Source organism: Halorhodospira sp. 9621, assembly GCF_022228055.1.
In the GTDB taxonomy this organism is placed as follows: domain Bacteria; phylum Pseudomonadota; class Gammaproteobacteria; order Nitrococcales; family Halorhodospiraceae; genus Halorhodospira; species Halorhodospira halophila_A.
Genome location: NZ_JAJNRD010000001.1, coordinates 1 through 23,549, shown reverse-complemented (window position 1 = coordinate 23,549; position 23,549 = coordinate 1). Strand labels below are relative to the sequence as shown.

The following is a 23,549-nucleotide window of genomic DNA, read 5'->3' as shown; positions in this document are numbered from 1 at the left end:
GCTCTAATGCGGCTCAAGACGGAAGCGGGGGTGCCCCCCGGCCAGCCGGCCGGGGGGCTGAGAGAGTCCCTTGGAACCTGATCCGGTTCGTACCGGCGTAGGGAGCTTCCGGGTGGTGCGCGCCAGCCTCGGGCTGAGCCCGCACGCTCTACACCCGCCCCGCTCCGTCTCCAAACGGCCAATGACAAGGGAGATGGAGCCTTGAACGAGATGGATTCCGCAACCACCCGTCCGCCGACCCCGGATCAGACCCGCGACACCAGCAACTGTCCGCTCAGCCAAGCCGTCCGCGAGCGTGCCTGTGCAGCCGCCGGCCCGTTCCCGGCTTCGCACCGGGTCTACCTGCAGGGAAGCCGGGAGGATCTCCGGGTGGCCATGCGCGAGATCGTCCAGAGCCCGACCCAGACCAGCGACGGGCCGCGCGAGAACCCGCCCCTGCGCGTCTACGACACCGGCGGCCCCTACACGGATGCCGAGGCCAAGCTCGACCCCGCCCGGGGCATCCACCCCGTCCGCGCTCCCTGGATCGCCGAGCGCGGCACCAGGACCCCCACCCAGCTCGACCACGCGCGTGCCGGCGTCATCACCCCGGAGATGGAGTACGTCGCCCTGCGCGAGGGCCTGTCGGCGGAGTTCGTGCGCGACGAGATCGCCCGCGGCCGGGCCGTGATCCCGGCCAATCATCGCCACCCCGAGGCGGAGCCGATGGCCATCGGCCGCCATTTCAAGGTCAAGGTCAACGCCAACATCGGCAACTCGCCGCTGAGTTCCGGCATCCCGGAAGAGCTCGAGAAGCTCATCCACGCCGTGCGCTGGGGCGCCGACACCGTCATGGACCTGTCCACCGGCGAGGCCATCCACGAGACCCGCGCCTGGCTGCTGCGCAACTCGCCGGTGCCGATCGGCACCGTGCCGATCTACCAGGCGCTGGAGAAGGCCGGCCGCCCCGAGGACCTGACCTGGGAGCTGTTCCGCGACACTCTCATCGAGCAGGCTGAGCAGGGCGTGGACTACTTCACCATCCACGCCGGCGTGCGCGCCAGCCACGTCGATCTGGCCCGTGAGCGGCTGACCGGGATCGTCTCCCGCGGTGGCTCGATCATGGCCAAGTGGTGCAGCCACCACCAGGCCGAGAGCTTCCTCTACGAGCGCTTCGACGAGATCTGCGAAATCCTGGCCCGCTACGACATCACCATCTCCCTCGGTGACGGCCTGCGGCCGGGCTCCGTGGCCGATGCCTCGGACGAGGCACAGCTGGCCGAGCTGCGGACCCTGGGTGCGCTCACTGAACGCGCTTGGGCGCGCGGCGTGCAGGTCATCATCGAGGGACCGGGGCACATCCCGATGAACCAGATCGAGGAGAACATGCGCCTGCAGAGCGAGACCTGCCTTCAGGCCCCGTTCTACACCCTCGGCCCCATCGTCACCGACATCGCGCCGGGGTACGACCACATCACCTCGGCCATTGGCGCGGCACAGATCGGCTGGCACGGCACGGCGATGCTCTGCTACGTCACCCCGAAGGAGCACCTGGGGCTGCCCAACGCCGATGACGTGCGCACCGGCATCGTCACCTACAAGGCGGCCGCCCACGCGGCGGATGTGGCGCGCGGCCACCCGGGGGCACGCGATCGGGACGATGCGCTCTCCCGCGCCCGCTACGAGTTCCGCTGGGAGGACCAGTTCAACCTCTCTCTGGACCCGGAGCGGGCCCGTGCCTATCACGACGAGACGCTGCCGAAGGCCTCCCACAAAGAGGCGGCCTTCTGCTCGATGTGCGGGCCCCGCCACTGCGCCATGGCGATCAGCCAGGAGCTGTGAGCCGGACCGCGGCGCCCCAATAGGTTTGTGCTATCACAGCGGTTCAGATTAAAGACTGTACGCATCGGGGCGCGATGCTTAAGGTAGGAACCGTAACGTTCGAGCTATCGCCAACGGTCCTCCGCAACATCGGCGGCCGCCCCCAGCCGCCACCAGCGTTTCCGACTCCACATGACGATGACGTTCGCCGCCCTCCGGGGCGGCTTTTTTTTGTGCGCCCTCACCGGCTGCCGCCTAGCCGAAGTCCTCGAGCATGGCCCGCAGGCCACCGCCACGCACCGTACGCTGGCGCACCGCCGCCTTCAGGACGCCCGGTTGCGACTCCAGCAACGTGAACCACTGACTGGCCCGGGTGATGCCGGTGTAGAGGAGCTCCCGGGTGAGCACCGGGCTGGGCCGATCCGGCAGCAACAGCGCCGCGTGGCGAAACTCCGAGCCCTGGGCCTTGTGCACCGTCAGGGCGAAAGCCGTCTCCACCGACTCCAGCCGATGGAGCGGGATCCAGCGGATCCGCCCGCTGCCATCGGCGGCGCGGAAGGCAACCCGCAGCACCGCCTGTCGGTCCTCTTCGGCGCCCTGCGCCTGGGGCCCCTGCACCAGCGAACGCGGGACCCGAAGGGCGATGCCGATATCCCCGTTGATCAGCCCCAGGCCATAGTCGTTGCGGGTGACGATCACCGGCCGCCCCTCGTACCAGGCCCCCTCCCCGTGGATCAGACCACGCTGGCGCAGCGCTGCCGCCAGGCGCTCATTCAGGGCCTCGACCCCGTACGGTCCGCGCCGCAGTGCCGCCAGCAACTGGAACGCCCCGTGCGTCCCCAGCACCTGCGCGGCCCAGTCGGCGTAGGCCGCGGCGGACGCATCCCGGTCCGGCCGCAGCGCCTGGATCTCCTGCAGGTAGGCCGCATGCCCGACCCCGGTCTGCCCGCCGTCCACCGCCCAGTCGATCAGCGCCGGATCGTGCTCGGCGTCGCTGAGCTTCACCCGCGCCAGGTCGCCCTCGTGCCCATAGCCCCAGGCCTCGACCGCCGCCTGGTCACCGGCATTCACCGCCCGAGCCAGGCGGCCGATGCCGCTGTCGGCACCGAAACGGTGACTGTGCCGCAGCATGACGACGTGTTGGTCGATCCCCCCGCCGTCGAAATCGATCAGCGCCGGCGGGATGCGCTGACCGCTGACCGCCTCCAGCCACTCGGCGGTCTCGGGCCGATAACCGCCCTGATCCGCCCGGGCGCAGAGCTCGCCTAGGATGGCGCCGGCCTCCACCGAGGCCAACTGATCCTTGTCGCCGAGCAGCACCAGCCGGGCCCCATCCGGCAGGGCCTCCAGCAGCGCCGCCATCAGCTCCACATCGATCATCGACGCCTCATCCACGACCACCACATCGGCGGCCAGGGGCTCCCCGGCGTGGTGGCGGAAGCGCCGCCCGCCGCCTGCGCCCAGCAGCCGGTGGACCGTCACCACCTCGGTGGGGATCCGCGCGCGCAGCTCAGCGCCGCCCTCCAACGCCTCCAGGCCCAGCCGGTCCACCGCCCCGGCGATGCTCGCGTTCAGCCGCGCCGCCGCCTTGCCGGTGGGCGCCGTCAGACGGATGCGCAGGGCCCCGCCGTGGAGCCCCTGCAGCAACGCCAGCAGGCGCAACACCGTCGTGGTCTTGCCGGTCCCCGGTCCGCCGGTGATCACGCTGAAACCGCCCCCGGCGGCCACGGCACAGGCGACCCGCTGCCAATCCGGGCCACCGTCCGCCGGCGCGCCGAACAACCCATCCAGCCAGCGCCGGACCGCGGCCGGGTCGAGCTGCGCGCGCCACTGCGCCGCTGCATCGACGCGCTGGCGCACCGCCTGGGCGATGGTGCGCTCGCAGGCCCAGTAGCGGCGCAGGTAGAGCCTCGGTCCGTCGCGCACCAGCGGTGTGGATCCGGGGCCACTGCCCACCAATTCCGGGCACGCCAGCTGCCGCTCAAAGGCATCCCGACCGCCGGCGGCGGCCAGGAGCTCCCCGGGAGGCCTCACCGGCTCGGGGGTTTCGGCGGTCTCCGGCGGCAGGCTGAGGACCGGCTCGGCCCGCTCCCAGAGTTGATCGAGATCCAGGCAGACATGGCCACGGCCGGCCTGATGACTGGTCAGCGCCGCGGCCAGCAGCAGCAACGGCGGCGCATCGGGCACCTGCTCACGCAGGAACTCCGCCAGGGCCCCGTCCAGCGGGCGCAGCCAGCCCAGCGCCTCGGCCTCGCGCAGCCACTGGAGGATCGCCTGCTGATCGAAGCGCTCGCTCACGACGCCTGCTCCTGCTGCCCATCCGGCCCGTCGCGCAGCCACCCATCGAGCTCCTCGATCAGGGCCCGCGGCGGACGGGCGTGGAACACGCCCTGCCCCGGCGCCTGTACGCCGCGCAGAAAGAGATAGAAGCCGCCACCGACGTGGCGGTCGTAGTCGTAATCCGGCAGGCGGGCACGCAGGAGCCGGTGCAGCGCCAGGGTGTAGATCACCAGCTGCAGGTCGTAGCGGCGCTCCAGCACCTCGGCCTCCAGGTGCTCCGGGGCGTAGTGTCCATCGCCACCGCCGAGCCAGTTGGACTTGTAGTCGGCGACGTAGTAGCGCCCCTCATGGCAGCAGACCAGGTCGATGAAGCCCTTGAGCATGCCGTTGAGCCGCGCCGGGGCCACCGGGGGACGGGCCCGGCCCGGCAGCAGGTGCTGGCACACCCGTTCATCAAGCCGCTCGGCGCGCAGCGGCTGGGTCTCGATCAGGAACTCCAGTTCCGCCTGATAGGTCTGCAGCCGTCCCAGCGCCAGGGGCGTCTGCGCACCGGGAAAGGAGAGTTCGGCGCCGAGCAGCGCGCGCAGCCAGCCCTGCACCGTGGCCGTGTGATCCTCCCAACCGCGAAAGCGGCAGCGCCGCTCCACCTCGGCATCCAGCCCCTCGGGCTGCGACCCGGCCACGGACAGCCCCAACTGGGTCGCCGCCCACTCCAGGAGGTTGTGCAGGAAGGTGCCGGCATCCGGACCGCGCGGGAAGCCGTGCCAAGAGCCGGCCGTCCCCCCGGCCTCCTGGGCCGGCGCCTGCCCCGACTCCTCGCGCAGCACGTCCTCGGCCGCGCTCGCCGGCGCCGAGTGGGCGCTCCCACCGGTATCGTGGCGAACCAGGGCGCTGTAGCTGGCGATCCACCAGGCATCCGCGGCCCGCCGCCGGGGCCGACACGGCTCGCCGAGCGGCGGCAGCGCCGGATCCCCGACGAAACGATTCGGGGCATCGAGCAGCGGCTCGCTGACGGTGATTCCCGGATCGACGGCCGCGGCCTGCTTTAGCACGGCCTCAAGGCCCCCGGGTTCCACCCCATCCGGTCCAGCGAGCAGATAGCCCGCCGCGCTGCGCTCGAGCAGGCTGCGCTTGGTGTTGCGCACCGTGATCGGCGCCATGCCGACCCAGCAGGCGTGCTGGGCGCGGGTCAGGGCGACGTAGAATAGCCGCAGGTCCTCGGCCAGGCGCTCGGCCTCGGCCACCTCGACGTCCTCCGCATCGAGCTCGAAACGCCAGCGCAGCCGCCCATCCCGATCCGGCACCCGGCGGGGCGCGTCCCCGGCGCTGACCGCGCGGAAGGTGCAGGCAAAAGGCAGGAAGACCAGCGGATACTGCAGCCCCTTGGACTTATGGATGGTCACCACCTTGACCAGATCCTCGTCGCTTTCCAGGCGCAGGATCTGGTCCTCGGCCCGGTCGCTCCCCTGCTGGCGCAGCTCCACCAGATGGCGGATCAGCGCCTGCTCACCGTCGTGCTCCCGCGCCCACTGCTGCAGCAGCTCGGCGAGGTGGAGCAGATTGGTCAGCGAGCGCTCGCCGCCGCCGGTGGCCAACAGCCGCTGCGGCACGCCGAAGTCGTGCAGGAGGCGGTGGAGCATCGCCAGCACCCCGCGGCTGCGCCAGAGTCGGCGATACCCGCCGAACTGCTCGATGCGCCGCTCCCAGGCCAGCTCATCGGTGACCAGCCGGTCGAGCTCGCTCAGGGCCAGCCCCAGGGTGGGCGTGGCCAGGGCCGCCCGTACGAGGCCCTCATCCGTCGGCTCGGCACAGGCGCGCAGCCAGCGCACCAGATCGTCGGCCTCGGCGGTGGCCAGCACCGAGTCGTTATCAGAGAGGTAGACACTGCGCACATCACGGGCGGCCAACGCCTCCTGGATGGCGCGCGCCTCGTGGCGATCACGCACCAGCACCGCCATATCCCGCGGGCGCACCGGCTCCAGGCGACCGTCCGGGTGGCGGAACCCGGTGACGGCCGGCCGCGCCGCACCGCCGTTGAGCAACGCCACCATGCGCGCGGCACACGCCTCGGCGTAGACCGGGAGGTAGGCGTTTTTCGCCACCGACACGCCGGGGTCGTGGCACCAGAGGTTCAGCGCCGGGTGCTCCGCCCCCGCCTCCTCGAAGCACTCGGCGCGCCCCTGGGCCTGCACCGGGTGGAAGGGCAACCCGCCCCCGGGGCCACCCCGGAAGGCGAAGGCGCCCGCGGGCCAGCTCTCCTCGGCCCGGGCGAAGAGCTGGTTGACCGCGCCGACCAGCGCCTCGCTGGAGCGGAAGTTGCGCGGCAGCGTGTAGTGCCGCCCCGCGGTGGCCGCCCGGGCGCGCAGGTAGCTGTGGATGTCCGCCCCGCGGAAGCCGTAGATCGCCTGCTTGGGATCCCCGATGAGGAACAGCCCCAGCCCGGGGTCGTTGTCCGTGATCCGGTACACCGTCTCGAAGAGCTCGTACTGGACCGGGTCGGTGTCTTGGAACTCGTCGATGAGCGCCACCGGGAACTGGCTGCGGATGGTCTGCGCCAGACGGGCGCCGCCGGGGCCGCGCAGGGCATCGCGCAGCCGGGTGAGCAGATCCTGGAAACCGAGCTGCGCCCGGCGGCGCTGCTCGGCCTGGAAGCGCCGGGTGATCCAGCAGGCGGCGGCGCGCAGGATCGCCACCCCGGGTGCATCCAGTTCCGCGTGGCGATCCAGCGCCTGGAAGGCGCGATGGAGCGAGGCCGGCAGGCTCTGGCCCTTCTTGTGTCGCGACGGGTCCGCCAGGCCGGCGGCGCTCATGCGCTCGAGCAGACCCGGGTCGGGCTTGCCCTGATCATTCAAAGGCACCGGTTGGGCCGGATCGTCCGCCCAGGCCGCCATGCGCTCAAGCAACCGGTGCGGGTTCCTGTACTTGTTGCCGTTGAGCACCCGGCGGTGCAGATCGAGGAACTCGGCCTCCACCGCCTCGCGCTCCTCGCGCCAGGGCGCCTTGATCGCCTCCAGCGCCTCGTGCCAGGCGCCCAGGCGCTCGGCCAGGCCGTGGGGCTCGAGCAGGCGGCCGTCCGCGTCGTCGACGAACTCCTCATCGGCGCCGATCAGGCGCGACAGCGCCCGCTGCAGGGCATCCGGGTCCGCCGCGCCCACCGCGTGCCGGAAGAGCTGGAAGGCCGCCGGGTCGAGGGGATAGACGAAGGTCCGCCAGTAATCGCGGACCGATTCGGCGAGCAGATCGCCGGGGTCGGTCTCCAGATCCTGGGTGAACAGACTGCCGCTGTCGAAGGCGTGCTCGCGCAGCATCCGATAGCACCAGGCGTGGATGGTGGCCACGGCCGCCTCGTCCATCCACTCGGCGGCCAGCTCCAACACCCGGGCGGCCTGGGCCCGTTCCGAGTGCTGCGGATACGCCCGCAGCAGCCCATCGAGGAAAGGATCCACCTCCGCGGCCTGCTCCGGATCCCGGAAGACCGCGGCCGCCTCCGCCAAGCGGCTGCGTATGCGCTCGCGCAGCTCGCGGGTGGCCGCCTCGGTGAAGGTCACCACGAGGATCTGCGGCGGGGTCAGCGATCGCCCGAACGCGGCCTCACCCCCGTGGTTGAGGACCAGGCGCAGGTAGAGCGCGGCGATGGTGTAGGTCTTGCCCGTCCCGGCGCTGGCCTCGATCAGCCGCGACCCTTGCAGCGGGAAGCGCAGCGGCTCGAGCGCGCTAGCGTCGTCAGCCGTGCCCATCGCCGTCCTCCGTGTACGCCTGGACCGCCCGCAAAAGCGGCGCGTAGAGCGCCTCGCGCCAGACCGGGAAGCCCTCATCCTCCAGCCAGTCCGCCGCCCGCGGGAAGGCGCGCAGGTCGTGGGCGTCGGCGGCCGCCCGGGTGTAGTTATCGCCGACGTAGACCCGTTCGGCCGCGGCCGCCGGATCACCGCGCTCCTCGTTTTGCGCGGTCAGCCAGGCGCAGGTTGGCTGGCAGGGCACCGGCAGCGGCCGGCGCTGCGCCTGCGCCCAGCCAGCAAGCAGCTGGCTCAGGTGCTCGCCGGCCTGCCCCGGCTCCAGCGGCGCCAGGGCCACGTCGAGGTCGTGCCCGACGACCACGGTCGTCAGCGGCTCGCCGGCCGCGTTGGCCATCAGGTGGGTGACCCAGGGTGCGGCCAGCAGGTCAAAGCGCCAGTGCACCTCCCGGCGGTTGACCGCCAGGCGGCTGAGGTGGTGGGTCAGGCGCACACGCCGCTGCCCATCACTGCGGATCCCATCCACCCCGCCCTCCAGCTGCCAATCCCCGTGGCGGTGCGTCAGCCGCTGCAGCGGCTCCAGCTCCTGGGCGAAGGTGGCCAGATGCCGGTGGTAGCGCTCCAGCTGCTCATCGGCCTCGAGCTGGAGCGTCTCGGCCCAGACGGTGCCGGCCGGGCCCAGCGGCAGCGCGCCGGTGCGCTGCAACCGCTGCGCCTCGGCGGCCAGGCGTTCGCGGCGCATCTCGGGATCGCCGGCGGCCTCTCGCCCGGCCAGAAAGAGCGCCTCGCGCATCTGCCAGCGGGTCAGCCCGTCGAGGCCGAAGGGCTCCTGGTCCTCACTGGCCAGCGGATCGTCGTCGAAATGGACCCCCAGGCGACGGTTGAAGAAGGTCTGTACGGGCTGCTTGAGCAGCGCCCCCAAGGTTTCGGGCGTGACCGGCGCCGGCGGCTCCTCCACCGGCCGCTCGGGCAGCGTCGTGACCAGAGGTTCGGACGCGCTCTCATCGCCCTGATGGGCCGCCCACCACTCGCGGGCGTAGGTGTAGTGGCGCGCCGAGGGGTCGGTCTGGAAATTCTGGCGGCTGAACGGCTGCAGCGGGTGCTCGACGGTCAACGCCTCGAGCAGACCGCCGCCGTGCTCATCGTCGGCCAGGCGCCAGCCGGCGGCCAGGTGATCGCGCAGCTGACCAACCAGCACCGAGGGCGGACGCGGCTCGTTATCGCGTACGCTGCGTCCGATCCAGCTGATATAAAGCCGATCCCGGGCCGAGAGCAGCGCCTCGAGGAAGAGGTAGCGATCGTCCTCGCGGCGCGAGCGATCCCCAGGCCGGTAATCGTCGGCCATCAGATCGAAATCCAGGGGCGTGGGGCTGCGCGGGTAGTCGCCATCGTTCATCCCCAGCAGGCAGACGTGGCGGAAGGGGATCGCGCGCATGGGCATCAGGGTGCAGAAATTCACCGCCCCGACCAGGAAGCGCTGGCTCAGTCGCGTATCCTCCAGCGCCTGCAGCCAATGCTCGCGCACCACGTTCAGCGGCAGCGGCTCGGCGAACGCCCCGCTCTCGCAGTCCCGCTGCCACTTCTCCAGGGCATCGCGCAGCCGCTCCAGGGTCAACGATTCTCCCTCGCCGGAGGGCTCGAAGTAGGTCCCCAGCAGCCGCTGCAGCCGCTCGCCCCACTGCTGTGGGGTGGCCTCCGCGCGCAACTCACCCCAGGTGGCCTCCAGGGCACCGACCAGCCGCTCGAGACGCCCGACGAGGGCGGCGTCGAGCCCGCCCACCTGCGCATACGGCTCGACCCCGGACCACGCCTCGCCGGCGCCGACGGCGTAGCCGAGCAGCATACGGCGCAGGCCAAAGCGCCAGGTGTTCTGCTCCAGCCCCTCGGGCAATTGCAACCCGGCGCGCTGATCGCGGTTGAGCCCCCAGCGGACCCCGGCCTCCTCCGCCCAACCGTGCAGGGTGGCCAGATCCGCCTCGGTGATCCCAAAGCGCCGGCGCAGCGCCGGCGCCTCGAGCAGATCGAGCAGGTCACTCAGCCCGCAGCGCGACTCGGGCAGGCTCAGAAGCTGCTCCACGGCGATGAGCAGCGGATCCAGCCCGCGCTCGCCCTGGTCGGCCACCGTATAGGGGATATGGCGCGCATCGTTGGCATCAAAACGGCCGAAGACGGCCTCGATGTGCGGGGCGTAGGCGTCGATATCCGGCACCATCACGATCACATCGCGCGGGCGCAGCGACGCATCCTCCGAGAATGCGGCAAGCAGCCGGTCATGGAGGACCTCGACCTCGCGCTGGGCGCTGTGGGCGAGATGGAACTGCAGCGACGCATCCTCGCACCCGACCGCCGGCCAGACCTCCCGGGTCTCGGCCAGCGGCCGCAGCTGGAGGATATCGTCCTGGAGCTGGCCGAGCAGCGATCCGGTCTCCGGGTTACTGAAGAGATCGATGCGCTCGCCCGCCTGGGCCAGGGCCCGGTGGGGATGGGCCTGGGGGTCTTCGTGGGCGTCCAGCAGACCGATGTAGTCGCGGCCCTGCTTGCCCCAGGCGGCGAGCAGGGGGTGGGCGTGGTTGTGCAGCTCCTCCGCCTCCAGCACCTCGGGCATGCCGGCCTTGCGCGGCCGCCGCCCGGGGCCGGCACGCAGCAAATCCTTATCGGCGATGATATCCGCCCAGTAGAAGGCGCAGGGGTTGTGGACGAAAACGAGCACCTGGGCGAAACGCGAGAGTTCCTGGAGCGCCTCCAGGGTCTGGCGCGGTAGCGACGAGATGCCGAAGACGATCACCCGCCGCGGCAGACCGGCCGGCGCGGTGTCCAGGCTTGCGATGCGCTCGCGGTAGAGCTGATGGACCGTGGCCTGGCCCGCCTCACCCGCCACCTCGGCCAGTTCCGCGCACACGGCGCGCCAGAGCGAGGCCTGCCAGCGCTGCGTCTCGGCCAGATCGCGTGCCTGTCCCCGCGCATCGCGGCAGACGTCCTCGCCCCGCGACCAGTCCGCCAACCAGTCCGCACGGTAGACCTGGTACTGATCGAAGAGATCGGCGATGCGTGCCGCGAGCTGGTAGCGCTTGCGCCCATCCGGGTCGTCGGCCAGGAAGCCGCGCAGCGGTTCAAACCCAGGCTGATCACCGAGTGCGGGGAGCAGGCGGGCCAGCCGCCAGAGGAGCGGATCCTTGCCGAAGGGCGACTCGCGCGGGGCGCCCTCCGGGCCGAGGACCGCGCGGTAGACCGACCAGAGAAAGCGCGCCGGTAGCTGCATCGAGACCGCCGCAGCGATCCCGCAACCGCCCTGCTCCGCCTCCGGGTGTCGCGCCAGCGCCAGGCGCAACCACTGCGCCATGCCATTGCTCTGGACCAGGAAGACCTCGTCCTCGAGTGGTGCCAGCGGGTGGCGCTGCACCCACTCCACGGCCACCTGCCGCAGGTCCTCCAGGCGATTGCCATGGATGGTCAGAAAACCAGGTTCGATGGGCTCCTCGGCCGCCAAGCGGGGCTCCTTTCCGCCGGAGTCTAAACACGCACCCGCGCCTGCCCCACCCGGGTGCGGTCCAGGCCCCTCCGCCTAGCGGCAGTCCCCCTGTACCGAGCAGCTCCGGCTGTAGCGACGGCGTGCGTACCAATCGTAAAGCGGCTCCATGGGCCTGACCAGCCCCAGCCCGCGCACGACCCGCGACGCCCAACGCCAGTAGGGAAGATAGGACCAGACCAGGGCAAAGGCGTCCACGCCGCTGCGCATCACGCCATCGGCGTCCCGGCAGTGGAAGCGCTGCATGGCCTGATCCCACGTCAGCTCGGTGTCGTCGAGCGCCCCCGGTGCGTGCAGATCGCGCCATTCCACCGCTCCGGCGGTATCCAGGCGCTGATAGAGGCCGATCTCGCGACTACAGACGGGGCACTGCCCATCAAAGAATACGACCGGTCGTGTGGTGGATGCGGTCATCGTGGGCTCCTCGCCGTGTTTGTCTGGAACAATTCTAGATCTCAGCCTAGCATCAGACAGCCCACAAAACACGGGGCATCTACCCTGCCGGCGCGCCGAGGGCCGCCGGGCCACCCTGGCCATCGGCCACGCCCGCGGATAAGCTGAGATCACCATCGCGGACCACTGGCCCGCAGCCATCCAGCCCCGGAAGGAGCCCGCCATGTCCGGAACGGAATCACCCGCCGCCTATCTGCTCGACGACTTCACGGCCGCGGACGGCCGGGCGGCGATCGGCACCGCCTGGCAAGGGTTCACCGACCGGGTCATGGGCGGGCGCTCGGACATGCACGCCGGCATCGTCGAGACGGACCGGGGGCCGGCCCTCCGGCTCAGCGGCCAGGTCCGGCTCGAGAACAACGGCGGGTTCATCCAGAGCCGACTGCCCCTCGCCCCATCCGGTGAAAGCTTCGACGCCTCCGCATGGTCGGGTTTCGGCGTCACCGTGCGCGGAACGCCCGGCCCGTACTACCTGCACGTGCGAAGCGCCGACACCCACCAACCGTGGCAGCACTACCGCGCCCCCTTGGCCGTCACGGAAGACTGGCAGGAGGTCGTGGTCCCCTTCACGGCCTTCGAACCACGGGGACTGCAGGCGGACCTCGATCCGGCACGGCTCACGTCGGTGGCCGTGGTGGCCTACGGGGCAGCGTTCGAGGCGCGGGTGGAGGTCGCCCGGCTGGAGCTTAGCGCGGCCCACCCCTGAGCCGCGGCGGGCGCCCAAAAAAAGAAAAGCCCCGAGCCGGAAACCGACTCGGGGCTTTGCGGAGGACTGTATCGCCCTGCTTGTTTGGTGGAGCCAGGCGGGATCGAACCGCCGACCTCCTGCATGCCATGCAGGCGCTCTCCCAGCTGAGCTATGGCCCCGTTGCGTTATGTGTGCGTATTCTAGGGATGGCCCCGGGGGTCGTCAACACCCCTCGGAGCCATTTACCCCACATTCTCTCGAACCCAGTCGACGGCCGCGCTGAGCCGCGCCACGGTCTCCTCGCGCCCGAGCAGCTCCAGCGTGGCATCGATCGGCGGCGAGACGGCACCGCCGGAGACCGCCACCCGAATCGGCTGGGCCACCTTACCCATCTTCACCTCGAAGGCCTCGGCCGCCTCGGTGACCACCCCGTGGATCGACTCGGCATCCCAGCTCGGCAGCCCGACAAAGAGGTGCTGGCAGTGCTCGAGGATCTCGGCGGTGCCCTCCTTGAAGTTCTTGCGCGCGGCCTTCTCCTCGTAGGCCTCCGGGCGGCGGTAGAAGAACAGGCTGTTGTCGGCCATCTCCACCAGCGTCTTGGCGCGCTCCTGCTGGGTGCGCACCACCGCCTCCAGCGACGGCCCCTCGGCAGGGTCCACGCCCCGCTCGGCGAGGAACGGCCCCAGGTGGCGGGCGATGTGATTCGGCGCCGCGCGCATGATGTGCTGCTGGTTGAGCCACTGCAGCTTGGAGGGGTTGAAGGTCGACGCCGAGTGGTTGACGTCGTTGATGTCAAAGAGCTGGATCAGCTCCTCAACACCGAAGACCTCCTGATCGCCGTGGGACCAGCCCAGCCGCACCAGGTAGTTGAGCAGCGCCTCGGGCAGATACCCCTCGTCGCGGTACTGCAGCACGCTGACCGAGCCGTGGCGCTTGGACAGGCGCTTGCCGTCCTCACCGAGGATCATGGGCACGTGGGCGAAGCGCGGCGGCTCGACCCCCAGGGCCTGGTAGAGGTGAATCTGGCGCGGCGTGTTGTTCAGATGGTCATCACCGCGGATGACATCCGTCACCCCCATCTCCAGGTCATCGACCACCACGGTGAAGTTGTAGGTCGGCGAGCCGTCGCCGCGTGCGATGACCAGATCATCGAGCTCCGAATTGAGGAACTGGACCTTGCCGCGGATGGCGTCCTCGACCACCACGTGACCTTCCAGCGGCGTGCGGAAGCGGATCACCGGCTCATCGGCGACGTCCTCGGAAGGCGGCCCATCCAGATCCCGGCACCGGCCGTCGTAGCGCGGTTTCTCCTTGCGCGCCTGCTGCTCGGTGCGCAGCCGCTCCAGCCGATCCTTGGTGCAGTAGCAGTAGTACGCCTGCCCGGAGTCGAGCAGCGTCTGCAGGTGCTCGCGATACCGGTCATAACGCTCGGTCTGGTAGAAGGGGCCCTCGTCGTAATCGAGCCCGAGCCAGGCCATGCCCTCGAGGATGGCGTTGACCGCCTCCGGCGTGGAGCGCTCGCGATCCGTGTCCTCGATCCGCAGCACGAACCGGCCCCCGTGACGGCGGGTGTGCAGCCAGGAGTAGAGAGCGGTCCGGGCACCGCCGATGTGCAGGTAGCCTGTCGGGCTGGGCGCGAAACGCGTGCGGATCATGGTCATGGTGGCCTGTCTTCCTTCTTCTCCCCGTGCTGAAGGCGCGTATGCTACCAAATGCACCACCGCCCACGCGCCCCATTTGACGAAGGGAGACGGCGCCGGTACACTGCGCAGCTCAAGAGTTGGGCGGCTAGCTCAGCGGGAGAGCACTGCCTTCACACGGCAGGGGTCGCTGGTTCGATCCCAGCGCCGCCCACCAAATAAATCAGCAGCTTAGCTCGCCTGCACATCCCTCCCTACTCCCCCATAGGTTCTTTTGGCACACCTATGGCACAGCGGGAGTAGTTCACCATGGCAACGATTCGAAAGCGCCCCGGGCCCTCCGGGCGGTCCATCTATCACGTGCAGGTACGCATCAAGGGGTACCCTCAACGCACCGCCACCTTTGATCGCAAGACCGATGCTCAGCAGTGGGCCCTCAAGACCGAGTCTGAGATGCGGGCCGGGCGGTACATTGATACGAAGGCGTCGTCCACGGTGCTCCTCGGCGAACTCTTCGCTCGTTACCGGAAGCAGGTTTCGCCCCAACACAAGGGAGCCGAAGCAGAGTCCTACCGGCTGGCCGCCTGGGAGCGCTGCAATCCGCTTCGGGATGTCGCGCTCGCTGACTTGCGCAGTTCGGACGTTGCCGCCTGGCTCGAACAGCGCGCGCAAACCGTCAAAGAAGACACGGTGCGCCGTGAACGAGGGCTCCTGCAGCAGGTCATCGAACATGCCCGCAACGAGTGGGGTTACACGCTCCCGGAGAACCCTGTGGCTCGGGCGAGGAGACCCAAACGCGGCAACTCAAGCAACGCCCGCACGCGCCGCCTGTTGCCCGGTGAAGAAGAGCGCATCCTCGAGGCATGCCGCCCGACCCCGCAGCGTGGCCGATATAATCCCCCCACCCGCAATGCCTATCTCGAAGCGGTAGTCATCGTTGCCCTCGAAACCGGTATGCGCCAAGGCGAGATCGTCAAGCTGACTTGGTCCACGATTGATAAAGACACCCGGGTTGCAACCATCCTCGACTCGAAAAACGGCGAGACACGATCCGTTCCACTCTCCCCGCGCGTCATGAGCACCCTCTCCACCATTCCGCGGTCGAGCGAGGGGAAGGTTTTCCCGTTTGATGGCGAAACCATCAAGAAGGCCTGGAAAAGAGCTTGCAAGCGAGCGAGAGCCAATTACGACTTCGATTGCGCCGCCACGGGAATCGCCCCTGATCCACGAATGTTTCATGACCTGCGGTTCCATGACCTCCGCCACGAGGCCACATCCAGACTCTTCGAGCGCGGCTTCTCGGTGATGGAAGTCAGCAGCGTCACAGGTCATAAGGACCTTCGAATGCTCAAACGCTACACTCACATGAACGCGGCCACACTGGCGGAGCGGATGGCCGCCCATGATCCGGCGCTCACCGGGGCGGCGACATCCAGCCAACCAGGGCAATCCCCGCGCATCTAGAGAATTGTGCTATAGCGCTCTCCGCGTCCCACCAGCAGGGTGCGATCGAGGCCGCTGAGGGCTCGGAACTGAGCTGATCGTCGATGGCTGTCTTCGAGGTGAGAGGGTACTTACAGGGGAGATGCACTGCTCCAACGCGCTTTGGACGCCCGAATGTGGGGGCAGAGGCACACCTCCCCATCTCAGCGCTTATTTCAGATGGTCGTGACCAATTCCGAGACGGATTGCAGAATCATCGGCCACGGTGCCGGAATGCACACTAACCCAGCTTCGACTAGTTTCGGCGTGCGGGACTGAGTCGCAGGCCAGGGGATCGAAGGAAGGCGGACCCCATCGATCAGCCAATGCGAGGCTTTTTCGATGACATCGAGCCTGAGCCCGAGCTTGTCCGCGTGCTTAGGCGGGGAATCGGCCTGGACGATGCCTAGGTTCGACTTATCCATCCATGGCCAGGCATCAGATCGTAGGCCTCGAAGCCGCGTAGATCGACGTGTCAGGGACGCAGATCACCGATGTAGAGACCGCGCGCCCCCTGCCGCGGTCGGCGAGCGGCAGATATTGCCCATGCACACTAAAATTATCCTACCTTTATCCTTATCACTCATGCGCTTACGGTCCTTTTCTGACCTTAAAAATGGTCCAAAATGTCCCATTGCGACCCATTGGAATCAATAACCTACGAGCGCGTATTGCAGAAGATTTTCCCCGCAACGGGCCCTATCCTCAAGGGTAGCTCCCGCCTACACAACGCCTCACGCACCACCAGGAGGACGCCATGGAGTTCCTCGTTGTGGTTGGCTTCATCATCTGGAATATGTGGGTCAACGAGGATCGGCCCGGCCGGATGGCTTTCTTCAACGTCCTCATCCTGGCGCTGGTCTTCGGCCTGATGGTTGGCCTATGACCGGGGTCGACTGCATCCTTGATGACGGCCTAGCCTGGGCGCTGACCGCCGCCACCGTGATCCCGGCCTTCGCCGTGGGGCTCGCTACCTTCATGGGCCTCGATGCGCTGGGCAAGCGGCGCCACGCCCTCACCCACCGGCACTACCTCTAACAGATTGCCGGCATCGGCCTGGCCGTGTTCCTCGTCTTCCCCGTCGTCGGATCCATCATCGGGACCGCGCTACGCGAATGGGCCTGCGGGACGCTCTAGCGACGGTGCACCTTACCCCCCCCCCCCCTGAAGCGCTCCTTGAGCCTTCACCCTACTTTCTCATCGGCGGTCATGGCCGCTGCTCGCGTGTTCACTTCAACGAGAACCGATATACTCAATCGACTGCCAACCTCGACGCAATCCCTGAACAGGCCATCGATACGCCCACCTTGTGACCTTCTCACTGATCTACACCGTTTGCCGCGTTCGCTTGAGTGGTCAGTTAGATTACAGCCTCTTCGCCACTAGCGCGCTGAATGCCCGATACGAGCATAGTATTGCCCTCAATAACTGCCGTTCCACAGGAGCTGGCGCGGAATAGTCAAGCAATAACCTACCCATACTCAGACCGCTCCGGGTCCCCGGCGGTACACCCACATAGTTGTATGTGTTCACCATTTTTGGCGACTGCCGGCCGGTTTGGTGAGCGATACGGTTTCGAATCTTGTGCGCGTGGAGTAGCACATCATAGCAACCTCGCGGAAGCTCACTGTCGAGTTTCGCGATAAAATGACGTCGGCCAAATAGTGCATTCGCTCTCTTTTTGACCTGTGCTGGGGCTCCCCAGCCATTGACGCCGTTGAGCCCTCGGTCAATCGTTCCCATAATATACTCAGCTCGTGATGGCTGTACTCCAAACTGCTTTCGGGCAGCCAAAATAAACACCTCGCGCGAAAAGTGTTCAAATCCGGTTGCTGCCTCAAACGCTATGTACTCTGCAATATCGCGCTGCTCCGTCACGCGGAGCCTGCGGAACGGCCCTTTCCGCCCTTTTTTCGTATAGTACCCTCGGCGGATTATTAGATCTTCCAGATGTCGCGCGCGCCTAACCTCTCCGTTGAATTTTTTTATAAGCCTAATCTTTGGTCGCGATATATCTTTAGCCATTGGAATACACAACCCAGGTACTTCTTACGTAACTACCCCGCTCTCGAGCGCCAGGGCAGAACGTCGGTCCGTGTTGAAACTTTTGTTAGAGCCTCTTCACGGCCTCAACCAGTCCCGATCAGGCCTCGCTAGTTGTCTTGCGTTGTTGTATGCCATTTCCAAGGTGAGACACGTGGATGCCCGATAGAAGTCGCCGTGATCTTCTACCACTAAGGCGAGATCGGCGACCTCTGGGCTACCGATGCAAAGTGGAAGCATTAATTGAACTCGGCCACGGTAATATTGCGGGATAGCCGTCTTGTAGTTTCTCTTAACACGTTCTTTGGCATTATCAATAGAACCTTTCAAGAACGTTTGAAGCGCGTAAGAATCCATGGACCTATACGGCTCGGGGAAACGGTGACGATTATCCTCGACAACATGCTCTACATTTGTTCGAATTTCTTTTCTGGGATCCAGGACAAGCACTTTTGGGTCCTCGAAGTAATGTGCCATCTCCGGGAGCTCGGAAAATGCAGAAAGAACGCGCTCTCCTTGGCGCTTCCATCCAACAAAGTGCCAAGGTGTTTGTGTGTCTTCCATATTGTTCGGCGTACAATAACAATACAGCGGCTCCTGGGAGGGAGTAACGAGTCCAGTATTAAACGTCAAAGCACGCTCATTGTCGGCTATTGCAATTTTTTCTTCTTCTGCAAGCCTTTTGTATGTATATTTTACATAGTTATAAAGGATCGGCTTACTATGCTCCGATTTACGACTTTGATAATTCCACTCCTCCGGTTCGGCCAAGGCCGCCAACGCGTCGATATGCTCATCGACTCGAGGAAAGAATATTAGATCATGAAAATTATCCGGCCATTCAGGCATTTTTACTCCTTTTTTTGTTCCGACTAGGGTGCTAACGCTAGCGACAGCCTATCCTCATTAAACATGGTATTGTTCTTTTTGTCATAAATCACGAGTTCTCTGTTGACGATTTGCCACTCGGGTTTGACGTATTTTGGCGCCCTCTCCTCGAAATACCTATAAAGGCACTTCACATAAGTATCAATCCCGCCGTTATTGATCTCAACATTTTGGATTATTTTTCTCACCTTGATTTGCCTAAACGTAGATTCAATCGAGCTTCCTGCAAGGTTCTGTATCCCGCCACCCGCACCCCCAATGATTACCCCACCTGCAGGGATTTTAGAACGCAAAAAATCTTTTACGAACTCCCTGTATTCCAGCAGTGCGGCAGGGTCTTTGTCGAATAGGTTATGTTTAGCAACCTGAACAACTTCAAACAGGCGTGGTGTTATGTAGACGATCAAAACCTCATCAGTTCTATTGGGGCGCTCTTCAAGGTGTATATGATAAAAACCTTCACATATTAAAATATCATCCCGGAAGGAGTTAAAACTGCCGCTATTCCTGAATTCGTCCACATCAAAGGTAGCTTTATGCGCTTTGTTGGAGAGATAGCCACTTATATCCAGACCACTACGCACCCGCTTAAACAGTTCTTCTATCTTGCTCTTGTTTCGGATATAGGCACCACTATTTCTGACCCTGCAGCTTACTACAACCTCCCTAGGCCGGGGTTCAATTAGCCGCTTTCGCCAAAAGTCATAGATATGGACGACGTCTCCAACGTCTAACGACAAGAGATATTCCTTGGATTCTCTGTTATTCGGAGCATACGGCAGATGCAATACAAGCCGTTCTTTTAGTTTTTTGACGGACTTCAGTTTGTTTATATCTGTCATTTTTTCTCATAGCTAAAGGCGGTAACTACGGAATCGGCATTCCCGGGCTTAAGCTAATTCTGGATAGCGGAGCGCAAGGGAGGCCTGAGCCAATACAGGGCATTTGGTGGGGATCCCTTTCCCGGTCTAACTTTGGCTAGCTCTCTGTTGAGGCCGTACCTATCCGTCAACCTAAGGCACGCGTCCATACCACAGTACCCATAGGCGCCCTGATTTCAAACCCCTCTACTCCCGCGTAGCGTTTTCCAAGGTTATGTGCTGAATGGCCCGTCATGTCATTCGGCCCCTGAGCAAAATGTGGTCGCGTGGGGCAAGATCGCCAGGTGCTACCCTGCTACAGACGGCTGTGATTCATACGATTGGCGAAGCGGTCTGTTTGTGGCTTCGAAATCCGACCGTCAATGATATGCTCTCCCAGGGTGCCCAACGACGAAGCTGAGCCGTGCTAGGTTGCTGGCCTCGGCTCCGAGCGTACTGTTCGGTTACGATGCCATGTCACGCGTCTCGACCGCACTCAGCGTGCTTCTGCTGAAGCAGATCACATGGAACCACACGGGTGACGATGAGGTAGTTCAAGGAGTAGGCGGCACAGAGCCACACTACAACGAAAACCGCGAATGCTAAGAGAAGCCCTATCACGCCAAACTCTATCACGGAGCCTGGCCAAACTACCCAGAGCCCTAGCACAACCGCCATCTCGAAGGCGTCGACTATAGCATCCGCCCAGCGTAAGGCCTCGTGTTTGCAGCGGATCCATCGCCCTAACTCTTCAGCAGTAGGCTGCTCGCTGTCGCTGGTCATTCTGCTGTAGAGGGTGTCAAACATTGGTTCAGCGAATGCCATAGCCCAGGCCGCGCCCTGTGACAGAAGAAGCGCCGCAACCTTTGGGCCAATAAAAAAAACGGCAACGAATATCAGCACCAGATGCCCAAGGGGCATATCACCCACGAGCCCCAGCACGTTTTCTATGCCCTGTGCAGTAGGCCACCTGCTGGCCTCGGAGACGGTCACGCTAGCTTGCGCCATACCCTCCAGCACCACGACCACCGAGAAGGACATGAGGCGCCAAAACCGCAGACGCGGCCCTATGACACGGTCGACTTGAGCAAGGAGGCGCTCCTTGAGCATTAGTTAACCACCTGGATTAGAACGATGTCACCGCGAACTTCATCAAAGGCGCCATAACTGGTGAGCGGGGCGGCATAGAATTGGATCGTTTTCTTCGTCAAATTGGCAGGGCTCAACTTAAATGCTAGCTCCTCATGCGGGATAAGGAGCTTTTGATTGTGCTTCCTTCCCGTGGCGTTACTCCTGAACTCACCAACGAAAGGGAAGACTTGACTGTTGTTCTCGAGCAGACCGTGCAGGGTACCTTCGAAGAAGGCAATCGGTCCTAGCCTTTTATTTGTGGCAATTGAGTTGAACCGCTTGGCGCGGGCGGGCGAGAATTCGAACCGAGTCGTCCCCGCTTCGTCGAAGGTTTCCAAGGAAATATAGTCATCTCCGCCAACGGAAGAAGATCTGATGGGCGAGAGTGACTTATTTATCTGCTCTACAACCTTCGCTTCGATGTACTCTCGCTCTCGCTGCTCTTTATGCTCCACCAGCTTTTCATGGGTTGTGGTTTCGACGTTGTCGTGAGCAATATTGTTTTGAGCATTGACGATATCTCGGCTAAGCGGCGAAGGCGGCTGAACCTCCTCTGCCGCCTTGGCGTAGGGTGTCTCGAGAAAGTTGCGCAACCTTTGGGTTATTTGGCGCCCCTTTTCCTTGAGCAGGGGAACACTAACGCAGTTAGCCTCAGGCGCACCTAGATATAAATCGGCGCTGTCGTAGAAGTCACGGGGTAAAATCGAGAACTTCCGAACAACGCCGAAGTGCTCGTAGTAGACGATACAGTCGACTGCTCGTTGCACAGGGGATAACGTTTTCGTCAGCGTTCGCACAGTGACCCGATTGTCAGGGGCGAGCACGCCTTCGAATTCAATGACTAGTCTTCGCTCCAAATCACGCCCCCCGAGGTTTGCCAGATAACACTAGAGTTCTGTGGTCGAAACATGGTATACACAGAATCGCGACTACGTAGATCTACGTAGAGTCTGTTCTTTATAGCGCAGGGGAGAAAAGAGGCCTGAGTCACTGCCGATCATTTGGTCAAGTTTCTTTTCTTGGTATAAAATTGCCGGACTTGCCGATGGAGCAGCACCCTATGCTTCTTTTTAGGTCTCCCACCACAGCTCCCCCTCATGGCTCGCCATACCGATAGCCTCGAGGGCCTCTAGGGCAGCCTGGACGGCCTTGCGAGGCCGGTGCGTATAGCGGGCCGCGATGCTGTCAGTGGTCTGGGGACCTTCCGCAAGAGCCTGGCGAACCGCCCGGATGCGATCACCCGTATTCTTCGGGAAGGTCGGCTTCTTGCCCGCCGTATCTGCGGTGGTTGATACCGTCGCCAACTCGGTCTGGTCCGCCTCGTGCCCGCTACTCTCACTCGTCTGGTCACCCGCCTCGTCTGGCGCCTGAAACTCAGGACGCAGCCAGCGCACATGCCCGCGTGCCTCCTCAGCGGCCCGCTGGGCATTGAGGTCTACGAGGCGCTGCAGTAGCTCCTGCTCGGCTTCTTCTTGGTCTTCGGGCTTGTCCGAGCGCGGCGTGGTTGCACCGGGACGACCCACTAGCACGTCTGCGAGATCGCCCCAGCCATAAGCCTCGAATACTGCCCGGTCGAGTTCATCGTGTAGCTCCCCAAGTACCGTGACCAGACCCTGCTCGTGGATCGTGCGTTCCTTTTTCGTCAGTGTCTCCCCAGCACGGTTTTTCTCCAAGACGTTATACATGCCCGTCAACGTGACGCCGGGGTGTTCGCACTGACGCTCGGCGCGGTGCGCATCCAGGCGCTCAGCGATAGCTCGGATCTCTTCTTCAATGTGGCTTTCAAGGTGCGGAAAGGGGAATGCATCGAAACATGAGCTTTTGTTGTACACTGGGTCGTTGCCCACGCCCAGACGGCTTCCGGCTGATAGCGCCCACAGAGCGTGGATTCTGGATGAGAGAATGCCAAGATACTCAGCGCCAGTAAGCCCTATGGCAATGAGTTTATCATCAGGCAGCACCTCAGCGCCCAAATTCACAAAAAATCGATGCTTTGCAGTCTGGGGCGTGGCGAGATATCTTGGTACGTTTTCTATTATTCGCCGCCATTCTTTCCTGGGCTCTGCAAAAGTCCACCATTTCTCCCGGTAGGTGCGACGTTTGTTCTGATCTCGCTCCGGCTTCACATGGTCCAGGAGCCATTGATAGACCTCAGGGAACGATCCCTTGAGTTCGGAACGTGACAACGGGTAGGGGTCTAAGACCATTACGCCGCGCGGGCTGCGTGTAATATCACGACCATTGCGATAGGGGCGGATATACTGCTCAGCACCGGGGCGGCTGCCCAGGCCCAACTCCACGGCCTGCTCGGGGGTCACCATAAATCCGGCGCCATGGGGGATGACACCCCGGCTGCTCAAATTCTGGTTGGCGCGCAGGGCGCGCGCGGCAGCTAAATTGGCGCCGATACTCAGGTCTGGATGAATAAGGCCCTGGCGGACCTCGAAATAAACTCCCGGGCCCTCCCCACTACTATGGCGCTCGTCCGCAACACGCCAAAGACTGCCGTGAGAGGGCCCTGGCGAGGCCACAGTCATGGTGATGCGGACCGCAGCTCCATCGGCACTGTCAACCCACGGATGATCGGGTACGGCAAATCTAAGCGCTATCGGATTTTTTCCGGTAACGTACCTCTCTATTACGCGGCGGTTGAACGGCTGGCAAAGTGAATTGGTTGTAATCAATCCAAGGCGAGATGAGCTGCGTGACCTCACCTTCTCGGCTGCGATGTGCCACCAGTACATTACAAAATCCGCCGATTCAGGGACTGCATCCTCGTAAACGGATCGCAGGGCCTCTACATAACCATCACCCAGAGCGAATCTTAGCCGCTTGTTTCCGATAAACGGCGGATTGCCAACAATGAACTCCGAATCCGGCCATTCACCTCGGCGAGGGTTAATGTATCGGTAGACGGGACTGCGACAGTTCTCATCGGGGATTGGCTCACCCGTGACCGGCGAGGGCTTGGTCGTACCATCCCAAATCGTGACCGGCTCCCCATGCTCATTCAATAGGTGCTCTACG

15 protein-coding genes, 2 tRNA genes and 1 riboswitch are annotated in these 23,549 nt (G+C 64.6%); of the genes, 6 read left to right on the top strand and 11 right to left on the bottom strand.

Translation table 11 applies throughout. The features are described from left to right. The first annotated feature begins 16 nt into the window (after window positions 1-16). Window positions 17-121, top strand: a riboswitch (TPP riboswitch). 89 nt (window positions 122-210) lie between these two features. Then, window positions 211-1,821, top strand: coding sequence for a phosphomethylpyrimidine synthase ThiC (gene thiC, locus LRF89_RS00080; protein WP_238636399.1), 1,611 nt, complete (start codon window positions 211-213; stop codon window positions 1,819-1,821). Between the two features lie 234 nt (window positions 1,822-2,055). On the opposite strand, the gene recD is transcribed toward thiC, so the two are convergent. The 4 genes from recD to LRF89_RS00060 form a co-directional block, all read right to left on the bottom strand. After that, window positions 2,056-4,098: an exodeoxyribonuclease V subunit alpha gene (gene recD, locus LRF89_RS00075; protein WP_238636398.1), complete on the bottom strand. Its 2,043-nt coding sequence runs from the start codon at window positions 4,096-4,098 to the stop codon at window positions 2,056-2,058. After that, complete coding sequence (gene recB, locus LRF89_RS00070; protein WP_238636397.1) at window positions 4,095-7,817, bottom strand: exodeoxyribonuclease V subunit beta; 3,723 nt, start codon at window positions 7,815-7,817, stop codon at window positions 4,095-4,097. The genes recD and recB overlap by 4 nt, the downstream gene beginning before the upstream one ends. Continuing rightward, on the bottom strand, window positions 7,804-11,298 hold the full coding sequence (recC, locus tag LRF89_RS00065; RefSeq protein ID WP_238636396.1) for an exodeoxyribonuclease V subunit gamma: 3,495 nt from the start codon (window positions 11,296-11,298) through the stop codon (window positions 7,804-7,806). Before recC ends, recB begins: the two co-directional genes overlap by 14 nt. Before the next feature lie 75 nt (window positions 11,299-11,373). Continuing rightward, complete coding sequence (locus LRF89_RS00060; RefSeq protein ID WP_201167079.1) at window positions 11,374-11,751, bottom strand: thiol-disulfide oxidoreductase DCC family protein; 378 nt, start codon at window positions 11,749-11,751, stop codon at window positions 11,374-11,376. Between the two features lie 202 nt (window positions 11,752-11,953). Between LRF89_RS00060 and LRF89_RS00055 the strand changes: the two genes are divergently transcribed. Further along, window positions 11,954-12,496, top strand: coding sequence for a CIA30 family protein (locus tag LRF89_RS00055; protein ID WP_238636395.1), 543 nt, complete (start codon window positions 11,954-11,956; stop codon window positions 12,494-12,496). An 85-nt stretch (window positions 12,497-12,581) separates the two neighbouring features. Here LRF89_RS00055 and LRF89_RS00050 read toward each other — a convergent pair. Further along, window positions 12,582-12,657 (bottom strand) — tRNA-Ala (locus LRF89_RS00050). A 63-nt stretch (window positions 12,658-12,720) separates the two neighbouring features. Beyond that, entirely contained in the window at window positions 12,721-14,139 is a 1,419-nt protein-coding gene (gene gltX / locus LRF89_RS00045) for a glutamate--tRNA ligase (protein ID WP_201167075.1), read from the bottom strand. A gap of 121 nt (window positions 14,140-14,260) precedes the next feature. Between gltX and LRF89_RS00040 the strand changes: the two genes are divergently transcribed. From LRF89_RS00040 to LRF89_RS00030, 4 genes are all read left to right on the top strand, one after another. Further along, window positions 14,261-14,335: transfer RNA gene (locus LRF89_RS00040), tRNA-Val, on the top strand. Window positions 14,336-14,427: 92 nt separating this feature from the next. Next, complete coding sequence (locus tag LRF89_RS00035) at window positions 14,428-15,582, top strand: site-specific integrase (RefSeq protein WP_238636394.1); 1,155 nt, start codon at window positions 14,428-14,430, stop codon at window positions 15,580-15,582. A 775-nt stretch (window positions 15,583-16,357) separates the two neighbouring features. After that, complete coding sequence (locus LRF89_RS13440) at window positions 16,358-16,486, top strand: hypothetical protein (protein ID WP_274522046.1); 129 nt, start codon at window positions 16,358-16,360, stop codon at window positions 16,484-16,486. Then, window positions 16,483-16,638, top strand: coding sequence for a hypothetical protein (locus LRF89_RS00030; RefSeq protein ID WP_238636393.1), 156 nt, complete (start codon window positions 16,483-16,485; stop codon window positions 16,636-16,638). The genes LRF89_RS13440 and LRF89_RS00030 overlap by 4 nt, the downstream gene beginning before the upstream one ends. 1,083 nt (window positions 16,639-17,721) lie before the next feature. Here LRF89_RS00030 and LRF89_RS00025 read toward each other — a convergent pair. The 5 genes from LRF89_RS00025 to LRF89_RS00005 form a co-directional block, all read right to left on the bottom strand. Continuing rightward, window positions 17,722-18,492 carry a DUF3825 domain-containing protein gene (locus tag LRF89_RS00025; RefSeq protein WP_238636392.1) on the bottom strand — a complete coding sequence of 257 codons (771 nt, stop codon included), beginning with the start codon at window positions 18,490-18,492 and terminating at the stop codon, window positions 17,722-17,724. Window positions 18,493-18,515: 23 nt separating this feature from the next. Further along, complete coding sequence (locus tag LRF89_RS00020; protein WP_238636391.1) at window positions 18,516-19,373, bottom strand: hypothetical protein; 858 nt, start codon at window positions 19,371-19,373, stop codon at window positions 18,516-18,518. Window positions 19,374-19,868: 495 nt separating this feature from the next. Further along, window positions 19,869-20,501 carry a hypothetical protein gene (locus LRF89_RS00015; RefSeq protein WP_238636390.1) on the bottom strand — a complete coding sequence of 211 codons (633 nt, stop codon included), beginning with the start codon at window positions 20,499-20,501 and terminating at the stop codon, window positions 19,869-19,871. Continuing rightward, window positions 20,501-21,379 (bottom strand): hypothetical protein, encoded by an 879-nt coding sequence (locus tag LRF89_RS00010; protein WP_238636389.1) that lies wholly within the window; start codon window positions 21,377-21,379, stop codon window positions 20,501-20,503. The genes LRF89_RS00015 and LRF89_RS00010 overlap by 1 nt, the downstream gene beginning before the upstream one ends. Window positions 21,380-21,592: 213 nt before the next feature. Further along, window positions 21,593-23,549: DNA methyltransferase (locus LRF89_RS00005; protein ID WP_338018507.1), on the bottom strand; the 1,957-nt coding region annotated here is incomplete at its 5' end.